Origin of the sequence: Pseudomonas edaphica (assembly GCF_005863185.1) — a bacterium.
Lineage (GTDB): Bacteria > Pseudomonadota > Gammaproteobacteria > Pseudomonadales > Pseudomonadaceae > Aquipseudomonas > Aquipseudomonas edaphica.
In genome coordinates this window covers 14356-27553 of sequence record NZ_VBVZ01000010.1, presented here as the reverse complement: position 1 = coordinate 27553, position 13198 = coordinate 14356, and the positions used below count along the sequence as shown (strand labels likewise).

General features: G+C 62.1%; 12 protein-coding genes and 1 pseudogene. 4 read left to right on the top strand and 9 right to left on the bottom strand.

The annotated features are described in order from the left end of the window. Positions 1 to 43 precede the first annotated feature (43 nt). Positions 44 to 856 (top strand): alpha/beta fold hydrolase, encoded by an 813-nt coding sequence (locus FEM54_RS01510; RefSeq protein ID WP_138449188.1) that lies wholly within the window; start codon positions 44 to 46, stop codon positions 854 to 856. Positions 857 to 883: 27 nt separating this feature from the next. Here the strand turns inward: FEM54_RS01510 and FEM54_RS35020 are convergent, their stop codons facing one another. The 4 genes and pseudogenes from FEM54_RS35020 to FEM54_RS01495 all read right to left on the bottom strand — a co-directional run bounded on the left by FEM54_RS35020 (position 884) and on the right by FEM54_RS01495 (position 5343). Continuing rightward, complete coding sequence (locus tag FEM54_RS35020) at positions 884 to 1588, bottom strand: methyl-accepting chemotaxis protein (RefSeq protein ID WP_370589379.1); 705 nt, start codon at positions 1586 to 1588, stop codon at positions 884 to 886. 201 nt (positions 1589 to 1789) lie between these two features. Then, positions 1790 to 1969 (bottom strand): annotated as a pseudogene (locus tag FEM54_RS35015) (HAMP domain-containing protein); the annotation flags it as partial. Positions 1970 to 2965: 996 nt separating this feature from the next. After that, entirely contained in the window at positions 2966 to 4378 is a 1413-nt protein-coding gene (locus FEM54_RS01500; protein ID WP_017134452.1) for an aminotransferase-like domain-containing protein, read from the bottom strand. 203 nt (positions 4379 to 4581) lie between these two features. Then, positions 4582 to 5343 (bottom strand): SDR family oxidoreductase, encoded by a 762-nt coding sequence (locus FEM54_RS01495; protein WP_138449186.1) that lies wholly within the window; start codon positions 5341 to 5343, stop codon positions 4582 to 4584. A gap of 228 nt (positions 5344 to 5571) precedes the next feature. Here FEM54_RS01495 and FEM54_RS01490 point away from each other — a divergent pair, with 228 nt between their 5' ends. Then, positions 5572 to 6579 carry an NADP-dependent oxidoreductase gene (locus FEM54_RS01490; RefSeq protein ID WP_017134454.1) on the top strand — a complete coding sequence of 336 codons (1008 nt, stop codon included), beginning with the start codon at positions 5572 to 5574 and terminating at the stop codon, positions 6577 to 6579. 111 nt (positions 6580 to 6690) lie between these two features. Here the strand turns inward: FEM54_RS01490 and pyrF are convergent, their stop codons facing one another. Then, on the bottom strand, positions 6691 to 7389 hold the full coding sequence (gene pyrF / locus FEM54_RS01485) for an orotidine-5'-phosphate decarboxylase (protein ID WP_017134455.1): 699 nt from the start codon (positions 7387 to 7389) through the stop codon (positions 6691 to 6693). 261 nt (positions 7390 to 7650) lie between these two features. Between pyrF and FEM54_RS01480 the strand changes: the two genes are divergently transcribed. Continuing rightward, on the top strand, positions 7651 to 8415 hold the full coding sequence (locus FEM54_RS01480; RefSeq protein ID WP_138449184.1) for a response regulator: 765 nt from the start codon (positions 7651 to 7653) through the stop codon (positions 8413 to 8415). Continuing rightward, entirely contained in the window at positions 8415 to 9449 is a 1035-nt protein-coding gene (locus FEM54_RS01475; protein WP_138449182.1) for a sensor histidine kinase, read from the top strand. The genes FEM54_RS01480 and FEM54_RS01475 overlap by 1 nt, the downstream gene beginning before the upstream one ends. Here the strand turns inward: FEM54_RS01475 and FEM54_RS01470 are convergent. The 4 genes from FEM54_RS01470 to FEM54_RS01455 all read right to left on the bottom strand — a co-directional run bounded on the left by FEM54_RS01470 (position 9446) and on the right by FEM54_RS01455 (position 13156). Further along, a complete protein-coding gene (locus FEM54_RS01470; protein ID WP_138449181.1) occupies positions 9446 to 10507 on the bottom strand; it encodes an AI-2E family transporter in 1062 nt (353 codons plus the stop codon). The two genes, FEM54_RS01475 and FEM54_RS01470, sit on opposite strands and share 4 nt — an antisense overlap. A 73-nt stretch (positions 10508 to 10580) precedes the next feature. Beyond that, positions 10581 to 11399, bottom strand: a complete 819-nt coding sequence (locus FEM54_RS01465; RefSeq protein WP_138449180.1) for a DUF4892 domain-containing protein — start codon at positions 11397 to 11399, stop codon at positions 10581 to 10583. Between the two features lie 102 nt (positions 11400 to 11501). Beyond that, positions 11502 to 12356, bottom strand: coding sequence for an alpha/beta hydrolase (locus FEM54_RS01460; RefSeq protein ID WP_099549014.1), 855 nt, complete (start codon positions 12354 to 12356; stop codon positions 11502 to 11504). Further along, complete coding sequence (locus FEM54_RS01455) at positions 12353 to 13156, bottom strand: alpha/beta fold hydrolase (protein WP_099549015.1); 804 nt, start codon at positions 13154 to 13156, stop codon at positions 12353 to 12355. The genes FEM54_RS01460 and FEM54_RS01455 overlap by 4 nt, the downstream gene beginning before the upstream one ends. Positions 13157 to 13198 lie beyond the last annotated feature (42 nt).

Below are 13198 nucleotides of genomic sequence, written 5' to 3'. Positions count from 1 at the left end.
GCGTAAAAAAGTGCCCCTAACTCCATGAAGTCAGAGGCCTGCTATGCCTGTCGCCGTCATTGATGGACAACCGCTGCACTACGTCGACCAGGGCACCGGCCCGGTCGTTCTGCTGGGCTCAAGCTACCTGTGGGACCGCCACATGTGGGCGCCGCAAATCGAAGCGCTGTCGCAACAGTACCGCGTGATCGTCCCCGAACTCTGGGGCCATGGTGAATCCGGCGCGCTACCGGCCCAAACCCAGTCCCTGGACGACCTGGCGCGCCAGACCCTGGCCCTGCTGGATCAGTTGGACATCCCACAAATCAATCTGGTGGGCTTGTCGGTCGGCGGCATGTGGGGCGCACGCCTGGCATTACTGGCCCCAGAGCGCATCAACAGCCTGGTGCTGATGGACACCTACCTGGGCGCCGAGCCCGAGGCCACGCGTCAGTATTATTTCTCGCTGTTCAAGATGATCGAAGACGCCGGTGCCATCCCTGAGCCGTTGCTGGATGTGATCGCACCGATCTTCTTCCGGCCAGGTATCGACCGCGAGTCGGCGCTGTACCAGGATTTCCGCCAGTCGCTGCAAGCCTTCTCCAAGGAGCGTTTGCTGGACAGCATCGTGCCATTGGGCCGCCAGATCTTCAGCCGCGCCGATATCCTCGACCAACTGCACCGCCTGGACACCGACACCACCCTGATCATGTGCGGTGAGCAGGACAAGCCACGCCCACCCGCCGAATCCAGGGAAATGGCTGAGTTGATCGGTTGCAGCCTGACCCTGATTCCAGACGCCGGGCACATCTCCAGCCGCGAAAACCCGGACTTCGTCAATGAAGCCCTGCTGACCTTCCTCGCCAACAACGCCTGATCGTACGGCTCCGCCTTTGCTCACTGATCAAAGGCGGAAGTGCCCCACCATGCCCTTGAGTTCGGCCCCCAGCTGCGCCAGCTGAATGCTCGAGGCGGCGTTGCCTTGCATGCTCAGCGCCGATTGGTCGGCACTCGCGCGGATACTGGTGACACTGCGATTGATCTCTTCGGCCACCGAACTTTGCTCCTCGGCGGCGGCGGCAATCTGCTGATTCATCTGCTGGATCAGGGACACGGCAGCGGCGATGCTGCCCAGCGCGCTCTCGGTTTCCAGCGCATCGCTGACGGCCAGTTTCACCAGCTCGCCGCTTTGCTGAATCTGCTGCACCGATGACTGCGCCGCACTGCGCAAAGTACTCACCAACCGCTCGATCTCCTCGGTCGATTGCTGAGTACGCTTGGCCAGTGCCCTCACCTCATCGGCCACCACCGCAAACCCCCGGCCTTGCTCGCCGGCACGGGCGGCCTCGATGGCGGCGTTAAGGGCCAGCAGATTGGTCTGTTCGGCGACACTTTTAATTACTCCCAATACCGTGCCGATGTGCTGAATTTCGGCACTGAGGCTGTCGATGCTGGCGCTGGCACTGGTGCTGGAGGACGCCAGCAATTCGATGCGTTGCAGGCTCTGACGCACCACCTGCTGGCCGCTGTCGACCTTGGCATCGGCGGTCTGCGCCGCTTGCGCGGCTTCTTCGGCGTTACGCGCCACGTCATGCACGGTGGCGGTCATCTGGTTCATCGCCGTGGCGACCTGCTCGGTCTCCTCCTTCTGGCTGCTGACCTCTAGATTGGTTTGTTCGGTGACGCTGGAGAGGGATTGCGCAGAGCTGGCCAATTGCTCTATGCCGGCCTGCAAGCCGCTGACCATCTGGCTCAAGCCATTGCCCATCTGTTGCATCGCTTGCATCAGCTGGCCAATTTCATCGCGGCGACTGACCTCCATCCGCCCGCTCAGGTCACCGGCGGCGATCCGCTGGGCCACTGCGATCACACTGCGCAGCGGCGCCACGATCAGGCGGGTAATCAGCCAGGCTGCAACCAGCCCCACCAGTAACGCCAGTGCCGAGGAACCGACGATCAGCAGCGTGCTTTTCTTCAATTGCGCCTGCATCGACTGGTCTTCGGCGGCATACGCCTGGTTGACCCGGCTGACCACCTGGTCGGCGCGGTCATGCAATTGCTTGTAGACGATTTTTTCCTGAGCCAGCAAACCGGTGTACTCACCGAGCTTTTCGCTGAAGGCCGCAATATGCCCGGACACCTCATTGAGCACGGTCTGGTAACCCGCGTCCTTGACCGAGGTTTTCAACTGCTCAACCTGCGCAAGGGCCTGGTCGGCCTGTTCGATCTTGCCCTGTTCGGCGTTGTCGGCATCGGCCTTGCGGCTCTGGTCCAGGCGTACCCGCGCCTCGTTCATGGCTTGCAGCATCAAGCGAGACACCTGGCTGACCTGCCCGGCCTGTTCGATAAACTCGGCGCCCTCCTTGCCCTGGCTTTCCTTGAGGCCATAGGCGCCATCGTCGGCCAGGCCGGCTTGCAGCACATCGAGGTTATTGGCCACGCTGGAAACGGACCAACTGGCCATTTCCAAAGCCAGGTCCTTGGTCTGGGTCAACTCGACAAATTCATCGAACGCCTTGCGATACGCGGCCAACGCCTGTTCAACGTCGCCCATCACCGGCACATTGGCGGCGGACTGGGCCTTGAGCGTGGCCGCCAGGGCGGCCAGTGCATCGACGCTCTCATGCAAGGCATCAACGGCTTTGGGGTCGGCGTGCAACGCGTAGTCTTGCTCGATCAAGCGCACCTTGAGCAAGCCGCTGTTGAGCGAGGACATGGCATTGAGGCCTTCGAAACGCTGGCCAATGGTTTGCAGCGACCACACGCCAATGGCCGCCACCAGCGCCGTCAGCAGCAGCACCAGGAAGAAGCCCAAGCCCAGCTTTTTTGCCATACCGAGGTTGGCGAAACGTCGTTGCACGGCCGAAATCATTGCACTTGAATCCTCTTGCACGGGCAGATGCCAGCAAGCCTGGTTGCCATGCAGCGAGATTCGCAACGAGACGCCATTGGCACAAGACGTTGGCGTCACAATAATGGCAAAAAGCTACATGCTCGTCGTTTTCAGAATGGTTGAGGTCGATCTGGCAGGCCCCATGGCACGGAACAACTCCAAAGCCCGCTGATCAGCAGCATAGGCCACATTTATGCGCAGCCAGTCACTGTGCTCACCGCGGGGAGTGAACAGCGCCCCGCAAGACAGCAGGACACCAAGCCTGCGCGCGCACGCCTGCAACCGTGAATGATCGCCCAGGCCCGGCCGCGCCCACACAAACATACCGCCAGCAGGCACGGCAAACACCTGCCATTCCTCATCCTCCAGCACCTGCAGGGTGGCTGCCATTTGCGCATTCAAACGCTTGCGCAGGCGTTGCACCCACTTGCGGTAGGTGCCATTGGCCAGCAATGTGGCGACCACTGCTTCGGCAAACCGTGAAGTGCCGATACCGGTCAGGGTCTTGAGGCTGGCCATTTTCGCAACGATATCTGTGCCGGCACTGACGTAGCCCACGCGCAAGGCACTGCTCAGGGTTTTGGAAAAGCTTGATACGTAGATCACCCGGTCATCATGGGGCAACGCCGACAGCCGCGTGCAACTGGCGTGCTGCAGGTCGCCATAGACGTCTTCTTCAATGATCAGGAAGCCATCGCGTCGCGAAAGCTCCAGCAACCGTTCAGCCACGGCGCGACACAGGCTGGTGCCGGTTGGGTTGTGGTAGAGGCAGTTGATGAACAGGCACTTGGGACGATGCCGTAGCAGCAGTTGCTCAAGCACTGGCATGTCCGGGCCGCCCACGGTGCGCGGAACTTCCAGCAACGTGACGCCATGGCGCTCCAATTGTCGATAGAGGTTGGCGTAGCCCGGCGTCTCGACCACCACCGTATCGCCAGCCTTGAGCAATGAGCGGATCAACAGGTCCTGTGCATGGCCGGCACCATGGGTGGTCAGGATGCGATCCAGGCAGGTGCCCACCTTTATCTGGGTCAGCCGCTTGAGCAGTTGCTCGCGCAATGCTGGCAGGCCCAATGGCGTGCTGTAGTTGAAGAGACCGGCCGTATCGGTGCGGCTGATTTCCCGTATCGCGTAGCACAGGTCATCACTTTCACGCCATGTGTCCGGCAGCCAGCCGCAACCCAGCTTCAACTCGCCCAACGGGCCGTCGACATAGGCGCCCCAGCCCAGCTCTGCACCCTCATACCAGTGGCCTTCAAGGCAAACAGGCGGCTGGGCGACCACAAATCCCGAGCCTTGCCTGGACGCCAACAACCCCTGGGCCACCATTCGCTCGAAAGCCTCGATCACGCTGGACTGGCTGAGCAGGTTGTCGAGGGCCAGTTGCCGGATGGACGGCAATCGCGTGCCGGGGCTCGCGCCGCTCTTGCGTATCCATTGCGCCACCGCGCTGACGATTTGCTGCACCACCGGTACAAGGGCTTGTCGATCGATCCCTAAATCCATGAGCCACTCACTTGAACTGTCTGTTATTCAACCCCAAACAGTTAAGCACAGAAGCTCGCTCAAGCCGGCCGCAAAAAATTATTAAAGTATTGATTTTATTGACTTATTTACCTGCTGATACACATTCTGACGAGGCCTTGTGCCAGCCATGGAAACGCCCCACAGCAGCCCCATCCTTTTCTAAGAGTGCATGGCATGGAGTCCTAGATAGCCGTTGCGCCACCATCCACCGCCAAGGCTTGCCCGGTGGTAAACGCCGCCCCATCACTGCACAGGTACAGCACGGCACTGGCGATTTCCTCGACCTTGCCGATGCGCCCAACCGGGTGCATGGCGGCGGCGAACTCGGCTTTGCGCGGGTCTGCTTCATAGGCACGGCGGAACATGTCGGTGTCGATCACCGCAGGGCACACCGCATTCACGCGGATTTTCTTCTTTGCATATTCAATTGCGGCCGATTTGGTCAGGCCGATCACAGCATGCTTGGACGCCGCATAGATGCTCATCTTCGGCGCAGCGCCCAGCCCGGCTACCGAGGCGGTGTTGACGATCGCACCGCCGCCCTGGGCCAGTAACAGCGGCAGTTGATACTTCATGCACAACCACACGCCCTTGACGTTGACGCCCATGATTGCATCGAACTCATCCAGGCTGCCGTCGGCCAGCTTACCCTTCTCAATCTCGATGCCGGCGTTGTTGAAGGCATAGTCCAGGCGCCCATAGGCGGCGATGGTCTGTGCCATCAATTGCTGTACGTCGGCATCCAGCGTGACATTGCAACGCACGAACAGCGCTTCGCCGCCCGCCTGTTGAATCAACGCAACCGTGTCCTCGCCGCCCGCCACATCCAGGTCGGCTACCACTACTCTCAAGCCTTCTGCGGCAAATGCCAGCGCGGTGGCGCGGCCAATACCGGCGGCGGCGCCGGTCACCAGGGCAACCTGGCCGGAAAACGTCATGCTCATGGGGGATGTCCTATGCAAGAAATAGCCGTGGGCCGAGTCTAGCCAAGCCGACGGCGGGCGCGTCAGCACTATCATATGGCCGGTTGGGGTTGCATGAATCGCAGTGATAAGACGCCCAGGCCAACTATCAGTCCAACCTATCGGCGGGCATTCGCAGCCACCCTTAACCTTGCCCCCAGGCCGCTGAAGGTCTATCACTCAGGGTTCACTTCTAACAGAGTCCCTGCCATGACTGCCCAGACCAACCGCCAATTCCTGCTCGCCAAACGCCCGGTCGGCGCCGCCACGCGGGAGACCTTTACCTACCAGGAAGTGCCGGTGGGCACGCCAGGTGATGGGCAAGTGCTGGTGCGCAATGAATACTTGTCCCTGGACCCGGCCATGCGTGGCTGGATGAACGAGGGTAAATCCTACATTCCACCGGTCGGCATCGGTGAAGTGATGCGGGCGCTGGGCGTGGGCAAGGTGATTGCCTCGAACAACCCGAAATTTGCCGTGGGTGATTATGTGAACGGCGCGCTGGGTGTGCAGGATTATTTCCTGGGCGAGCCGCGCGGCTTTTATAAGGTCGACCCCAAACTGGCCCCGCTGCCGCGCTACCTGTCAGCGCTGGGCATGACCGGCATGACCGCCTACTTCGCCCTGCTCGACACCGGCGCGCCCAAGGCTGGCGATACCGTGGTGATCTCCGGCGCCGCTGGCGCAGTGGGTAGCATTGCCGGGCAGATTGCCAAGCTCAAGGGTTGCCGCGTGGTGGGCATCGCCGGGGGCGCCGACAAGTGCAAGTTCCTCATTGATGAACTGGGCTTTGACGCGGCCATCGACTACAAAAGCGAAGACGTGCCCGCCGCCCTCAAGCGCGAATGCCCTAAAGGCGTGGATGTGTATTTTGATAACGTCGGCGGCGACATTCTCGACGCCGTGCTCAGCCGCCTGGCCTTGAAGGCACGGGTGGTGATCTGCGGCGCAATCAGCCAGTACAACAATAAAGAAGCCGTGAAAGGCCCGGCCAACTATTTGTCGTTGCTGGTCAATCGTGCGCGCATGGAAGGGTTTGTGGTGATGGACCACGCGGCGAACTTTGCCGCCGCCGGCATGGAAATGGCCGGCTGGATGGCCCAGGGCAAGCTCAAGAGCAAGGAAGATATTGTCGAGGGGCTGGAGACGTTCCCGGAGACGTTGATGAAGCTGTTCAACGGCGAGAACTTTGGGAAATTGGTGCTTAAAGTCAGCTGACCCGATCGTTCCCACGCTCTGCGTGGGAATGCAGCCCGGGACGCTCTGCGTCCCAAAGCGTGACGCAGAGCGTCACAAGAGGCGTTCCCACGCAGAGCGTGGGAACGATCATCAGGCGATTTCGGCGACGACTGCGGCCAGTGCCTTGGCCGGGTCCGCCGCCTGGCTGATCGGGCGACCGATCACCAGGTAGTCCGAGCCTGCATCCAGCGCCTGACGCGGCGTCAGGATACGACGCTGGTCATCCTGGGCGCTGCCCGCGGGACGAATCCCCGGGGTTACCAGTTGCAGCGACGGGTGCGCGGTCTTCAGCGCCTGGGCTTCCAGGGCCGAACACACCAGGCCATCCAGGCCAGCCTTCTGCGCCAAGGCTGCGAGGCGCAGTACCTGCTCCTGCGGCTCGATGTCCAGGCCGATGCCGGCCAGGTCTTCGCGCTCCATGCTGGTGAGCACGGTCACACCGATCAGCAAGGGTTTCGGGCCGCTGCGCTGCTCGAGCACTTCGCGGCAGGCGTTCATCATGCGCAGGCCGCCGGAGCAGTGCACATTGACCATCCACACGCCCATTTCGGCGGCGGCTTTAACCGCCATGGCTGTGGTATTGGGGATGTCATGGAATTTCAGGTCGAGGAATACTTCGAAGCCTTTGTCACGCAGAGTGCCGACGATTTCGGCGGCGCAGCTGGTGAACAGTTCCTTGCCGACCTTGACCCGGCAAAGCGCGGGGTCCAACTGGTCAGCCAGCTTCAGTGCGGCGTCACGAGTGGGGTAATCCAGGGCGACGATGATAGGAGTCTGGCAGACGGACATTGGAATGGGCTCTCAGGCAAGTCGAAATCGGCGCGGATTGTAGCGCAAGCGGCGCCGTTGCGGGATCCGATGATCGGTAAAATGCTGATCAAGCGCGCATAACCCAGTGTTTTAAGAAGATGTGTCAAGACTGATACATTCCCGACATGCCCTCAACACGCCCCGCGACTAGCCTCGCGCACATGACCGCTCGCCCGGCACTTCCAGCCATGGAGCCGGGCGCCTATGCTCAATGCAACAACCCAGGCAGATGATCGCACTATGCATACCCCTACCGTCTCTGTAAACGAAGAGCAAAAAAGCGCGGTGATCGCCGAAGACAAGCGGTGGAACACCCGCGCGCTGATCGTCGATGACGACCTGCCGATCCGCGAACTGCTGATCGACTACCTGGCCCGCTTCAATATTCTTGCCTCCGGCGTCACCGACGGCACGGCCATGCGCACCGCCATGCAAGCCGAAACCTTTGATGTGGTGGTGCTCGACCTGATGCTGCCGGGCGAAGACGGCCTGTCGCTGTGCCGTTGGCTGCGCACTGAGTCGGACATCCCGATTTTGATGCTCACCGCACGCTGCGAACCCACCGACCGCATCATCGGCCTGGAACTGGGCGCCGATGACTATATGTCCAAGCCGTTCGAACCGCGCGAGCTGGTGGCGCGTATCCAGACCATCCTGCGCCGGGTGCGCGATGACCGCACCGAGCAGCGCGCCAATATCCGCTTCGACAACTGGCGCCTCAACAGCGTACTGCGCCAACTGGTGGCCGACGATGGCCTGGTGGTGCCGCTGTCCAACGCGGAATTTCGCTTGCTGTGGGTGTTTATCGAGCGCCCGCGCCGTGTGCTGAGCCGCGAACAATTGCTCGATGCTGCCCGTGGCCGCTCCATCGAAGCCTTTGACCGCAGCATCGATCTGCTCGTATCACGCCTGCGCCAGAAGCTTGGGGATGACCCGAAAGCCCCGCAACTGATCAAGACCGTGCGCGGCGAAGGCTACCTGTTCGACGCCCGGGATATCGGTTGATGCGCGCCACCTTCAATACGCTATTTGGCAGGCTGTTCGGCGTATTGCTGGTGGCTATTGTGCTCGCTCATGTGCTGGCGATCTTCTGGTTCCGCCACTACGGCCCGCCGCCACCGCCGCCCCAGGAAACCTTCGTCGAGCAACCGGACGGCACGATGAAGCCATTGGCCCGCCATCATCGGCCCTGGTACGGCGGCCCCGTGGTGCCGCTGACCTTCCAGTTTATCTCGCTGATCATCGCCGCCTGGTACGGCGCCAAACTGCTGAGCCGGCCGATTCAGCGCCTGAGTGCAGCCGCCGAACGCTTGAGCCTTGACCTCGACAGCCCGCCACTCGACGAATCCGGGCCACGGGAAGCACGCCAGGCTGCATCGACCTTCAACCTGATGCAAAAACGCATCCGCGAACAAGTCAGCCAGCGCGCGCGCATGCTCGGCGCCGTCTCCCATGACCTGCGCACGCCGCTGTCACGCCTCAAGCTGCGCCTGGAGCAGATCGAAGACACCAAGCTGCAAGGCCAGATGCGCCAGGACCTGGACGACATGATCGGCATGCTCGACGCCACCTTGAGCTACCTGCACGAACAACGCACCAGCGAGACCCGGCACTGGCTCGATGTGCAGGCGCTGGTCGAGTCCCTCAGCGAAAACGCCCAGGACCAAGGCTCGGACGTACAGTTCTCCGGCACGTGCGTACCGTTGCAGGTGCAACCGATGGCACTGCGTTCGTGCCTCAACAACCTGATCGACAACGCCCTGCGGTATGCCGGCACGGCGCGTATCGAGCTGGCAGACAGCCGTGGCGCCCTGGTGATCCGCGTGATAGACCACGGGCCGGGGATTGCGGCGGATAAACGCGAGGCGGTGTTCGAACCGTTCTTTCGCCTCGAAGGCTCGCGCAACCGCAACTCCGGCGGCGTCGGGCTGGGCATGACGATCTCCAAGGAAGCCGTAGAGCGCCTCGGCGGCCACCTCAGCCTGGAGGAAACCCCAGGCGGTGGCCTCACGGCCGTGATGTGGTTACCGAGGGCCTAAAGAACTTTATCTTCGCGACGCTCCTGGGACTGGGTCGCACTCCAATCCGTCAGCAGGCTGTAGGCCACCGCCAACAAGGTCGGGCCGATAAACAGGCCGATGAAGCCAAAGGCAATCAAGCCGCCAAATACGCCCAACAGCACGATCACCAGCGGCAGGTTGCCGCCTCGGCTGATCAGGTACGGCTTGAGCACGTTGTCCACGCCACTGATGATGAACGTGCCCCACACACCGAGGAACACCGCATAGGTGTAGTCGCCCTTCCATGCCAGCCAGGCCGTGGCGGGAATCCACACCAGCGGCGGGCCCATGGGGATCAGGCTGAGCAGGAAGGTGACGATGCCCAGCACCAGCGCGCCCGGCATCCCCGCAATCAGGAAGCCGATCAGCGCCAGCAGGGCCTGGGCCGCCGCCGTACCAATCACGCCGTTGACCACGCGCTGCACAGTGCCGGCCACCAACTCGATGTAGTAACCGGCGCGCTCGCCGATCAGGCGCTCCAGCAACCGATGGGCAAACATCGCCAGCCGTGGCCCATCACGGTAAAAGAAGAACACGAACACCAGGCTCAGGGTCAGCTCGAGGATACCGCCGCCAATTTGCGCACTGCGCGCCAGCAGCCAGTTACCCACCTGCCCCAGGTACGGCTTGATGCTGACCATCAGCGCCGCGCCCTGTTGGTCGATGCTGTCCCAGGTCGCCACCAGCCGCTCGCCAATAAAGGGGATCGAGTTCAGCCAGGCAGGTGCGGCGGGCAAGCCGTCAACCTGGATATCCTTGATCAGGCCGACCGCATCGCGCACATGGTCGGCCAGGTTGAACCCCAGCCACACCAGCGGCACCGCCACCAGCAACATCCAGCCCAGGGTCAGGATGCCCGCCGCGAGGGATTCGCGGCCACCCAGCCAGCGCGTGAGCAAACGCATCAGCGGCCAGCTGGCAAACGCCAGCACCGCGCCCCAGAACAGCGCCGACCAGAACGGCGCCATCACCCAGAAGCTGGCACCAAACAACACCAGCAGCAGGATTTGCACCAGTAGGCGATCGTTATTGAGCATCGGGTATCTCGAGAATAAGGCTGTAGGAAGAGAGCTTAGGCGAACGGCACGGGTCCGTTCGCCTTGATAACGGTCAGCGTATCAGATGCAGGTGCAAACCCTTAGCGTCACCGCTGCCGGTTTCCAGGCGGGCAGCCCGCACACCGCTGTCGATCAGGCCCTGGCGCCAGGCTTCGGCGGTCGGCCCGGTGAGGCTCACGCGCAAGGTGGCGTCGAGGTTCAAGCCACGGGAAATCAAGGTCAGCCAAGTGGCGTCAGGCGCGCTGCCGAGTGCCGGAAAGTCCAGCTCGCCGGTGCTTTTCAGCTCGCGCAGCAAGGTCGCCGAAGTGGGCAGCAAGTCGCCCAGCGGCGCCCCGGCGTCCAGTTGTTCTACATGCAGATAAGCCCGGCGGTTGCCGCGCGTAATGCCATATAGCGCCACCAGCGAATTGTCTTGCGGGGCGGCCAGGCGCAGCAGCAGGTATTCCTGCTGGCCGTCGGCGCCGACCAGCTTGGCATTGCCGAACACTTCATTGGCCCACAGGCTGCTTTCGCCGCAATCACGCGCCTGGCACCAGAACAACAGCTGCGCGCCCTTGGCCTGCAGCGCTTCGCGCGTCGCGGTAAATGCGGCGCTGGAGGTGTGCTCGGCAGGCAGCTCATAGGTGACTGCAGTGGTTTTGCCGCGCGCCGTAGCCTGGCCTTCGTAGCGCAACTGGCCGCTGATCTTGCGGATCGCGCCCATGGGGTAGATGCGTTCTTTTTCTTCGGCGGGGCGATAATCGACGATTTGCGCGTCGACCTGACGGGCCACGGTCGGCAGATCCTGGCTGCCTGGCACATCGGCGGCGAACACCAAGGGGCTGAAACAGCACAGCCCGAGGACACGGAGACATTCTTTACGCAGGCTCATCGGATGATTGAGCCCTGGCCATCGAAGTGCGCAGCGGTGTTGAGTTCGTACATGGTTGACTCCCTTTCAATCCGCCCAGCCTCGGCAGTTGACCCCGCCAAGTCAAGGCATGGAGAAAAACCGATTGAAACAGTCTGCAACAAGGATCGCGCCGGGCTCATCATTAAGGTGTAAATGATGGCCGCCCGGCAGCGTGTTCACCGTAAAAGGTAGCTGAGAAAGCAATTCGGAATGTTTCGCCAGCATGCCGTCAGCCGCGACGACCAATTGTGTAGGGCAACCCACACGTCGCACGAAAGCCATCGCCTGTTCATCGGTCAGGCGCATCGGCGACGCCAGGGTCAAGCGTGCATCGGTGCGCCAGGTATAGCCGCCCGGCACGGGCATCAAACCGCGCTGGGCCAGCAGTTCAGCGGCTTCACGGCTGACCGCCACCACGCCTTTCATGCGCGCTTCGACGGCCCGATCCAAGGTGCTGTAGACCGGTTTGCGCTTGTCTTGCAGGCTCAATTGCGCCTGCAACGCCATGCCGAGGCGCTCGGCGGCGTTCTCGCCAGCGGCGGTCGGCGGGATCACGCCGTCGATCAACCCCAGGTGTGTGACGCGTTCCGGCAGCGCACCGGCCAACACCAGGGAAACGATGGCGCCAAGGGAATGGCCAAGTAATGCAAAACGTTTCCAGCCGAGTTGTTCAGCCACTTGCAGCACATCAAACACGTAATCCCACAAGGCGTAGCCGGCCCCGGCAGGCCGATGCGCCGAGTGCCCATGCCCGGCCATGTCCAGCGCAACGATGCGCAAACCCGCAAGCTTGGGCGCCAGCCGCGCAAAGCTGTTGGCGTTGTCCAGCCAACCATGCAGGGCGATCACCGGCAGGCCGTCTTCAGGCCCGAACAAATGCGCGGCCAATTCGATATGCGGCAGGCTCAGGCGCACTTCTTCGACGGGGTTGCTCATGCGCAGCTGCGCTCACGGGCTTCCCAGCGGGAAAACAGGTTCTTGATCAACGTCGCGGTGTCCTGAGGGCGTTCGAGAGGGAACATATGGCCGCCGGGCATGGTGAGCATTTCACCCATGGGCAGACGATCGACACCACTGGCATGGTGACGCATCACCACCCGGCTCTGACGCCCGCGCACCACCGCCAGCGGCACCTTCAGCTGGCGAACCTGGCCTGGGCTGGTATGGGGCACGCCTCGGTAGATACTGATTTCGGTGGCCGGGTCAAAGCGCAAGCGCAGGCGATCGCCCACCTGTTGCAGGCCGTGTTGCAGGTACGCGTCAAAGCATTCCGGGTCGAAGCCGCGAAACAGCGTTTTGCCAGCGAAGTAGCTGCGTGCGGCGGCCAGGTCGCTGAATTCTTCACGCCGGCCCAAGGTGCGCCCCGCCGGGGTCAGGCGGTCTATAAAGCCAAAACGTTTGGCAGCGCGAATTACCCAGCGGTCAGCGCGGGTCAATACCGGCGAATCAAGCATCACCACACCACGGTACAGCTGCGGGCGGCGCATGGCCGCGTGCAAATGCAACACACCGCCCAAGGAATGGCCCACGCCCCACACCGGTTCCGGTTGCTGTTCCAGGTGATGGATCAGCTCATCCACCAGGTTCTGCCAGTTGTCATCTACTGGAAACCTGGGGTCGTGACCGTGCTGTGGCAAATGCGCCACCGCGTATTCCGGGGCCAGGGCGGCAAACAACTTGCCGTAAGTGGCCGAAGGAAAGCCATTGGCATGGGCAAAAAACACGTGCTGCGACATACAGGATCCATCTACGGGAACAGAAGTGAATTGTCACCAGCC

Excerpts from the sequence above, each read along its gene's own strand:
- FEM54_RS01460 (WP_099549014.1), bottom strand. The coding sequence starts at position 12,356 with ATGAGCAACCCCGTCGAAGAAGTGCGCCTGAGCCTGCCGCATATCGAA.
- FEM54_RS01465 (WP_138449180.1), bottom strand. The coding sequence starts at position 11,399 with ATGAGCCTGCGTAAAGAATGTCTCCGTGTCCTCGGGCTGTGCTGTTTC.
- FEM54_RS01490 (WP_017134454.1), top strand. The coding sequence starts at position 5,572 with ATGACTGCCCAGACCAACCGCCAATTCCTGCTCGCCAAACGCCCGGTC.
- FEM54_RS35020 (WP_370589379.1), bottom strand. The coding sequence starts at position 1,588 with ATGACCGCCACCGTGCATGACGTGGCGCGTAACGCCGAAGAAGCCGCG.
- FEM54_RS01495 (WP_138449186.1), bottom strand. The coding sequence starts at position 5,343 with ATGAGCATGACGTTTTCCGGCCAGGTTGCCCTGGTGACCGGCGCCGCC.
- FEM54_RS01500 (WP_017134452.1), bottom strand. The coding sequence starts at position 4,378 with ATGGATTTAGGGATCGATCGACAAGCCCTTGTACCGGTGGTGCAGCAA.
- FEM54_RS01455 (WP_099549015.1), bottom strand. The coding sequence starts at position 13,156 with ATGTCGCAGCACGTGTTTTTTGCCCATGCCAATGGCTTTCCTTCGGCC.
- FEM54_RS01480 (WP_138449184.1), top strand. The coding sequence starts at position 7,651 with ATGCATACCCCTACCGTCTCTGTAAACGAAGAGCAAAAAAGCGCGGTG.
- FEM54_RS01470 (WP_138449181.1), bottom strand. The coding sequence starts at position 10,507 with ATGCTCAATAACGATCGCCTACTGGTGCAAATCCTGCTGCTGGTGTTG.
- FEM54_RS01510 (WP_138449188.1), top strand. The coding sequence starts at position 44 with ATGCCTGTCGCCGTCATTGATGGACAACCGCTGCACTACGTCGACCAG.
- pyrF (WP_017134455.1), bottom strand. The coding sequence starts at position 7,389 with ATGTCCGTCTGCCAGACTCCTATCATCGTCGCCCTGGATTACCCCACT.
- FEM54_RS01475 (WP_138449182.1), top strand. The coding sequence starts at position 8,415 with ATGCGCGCCACCTTCAATACGCTATTTGGCAGGCTGTTCGGCGTATTG.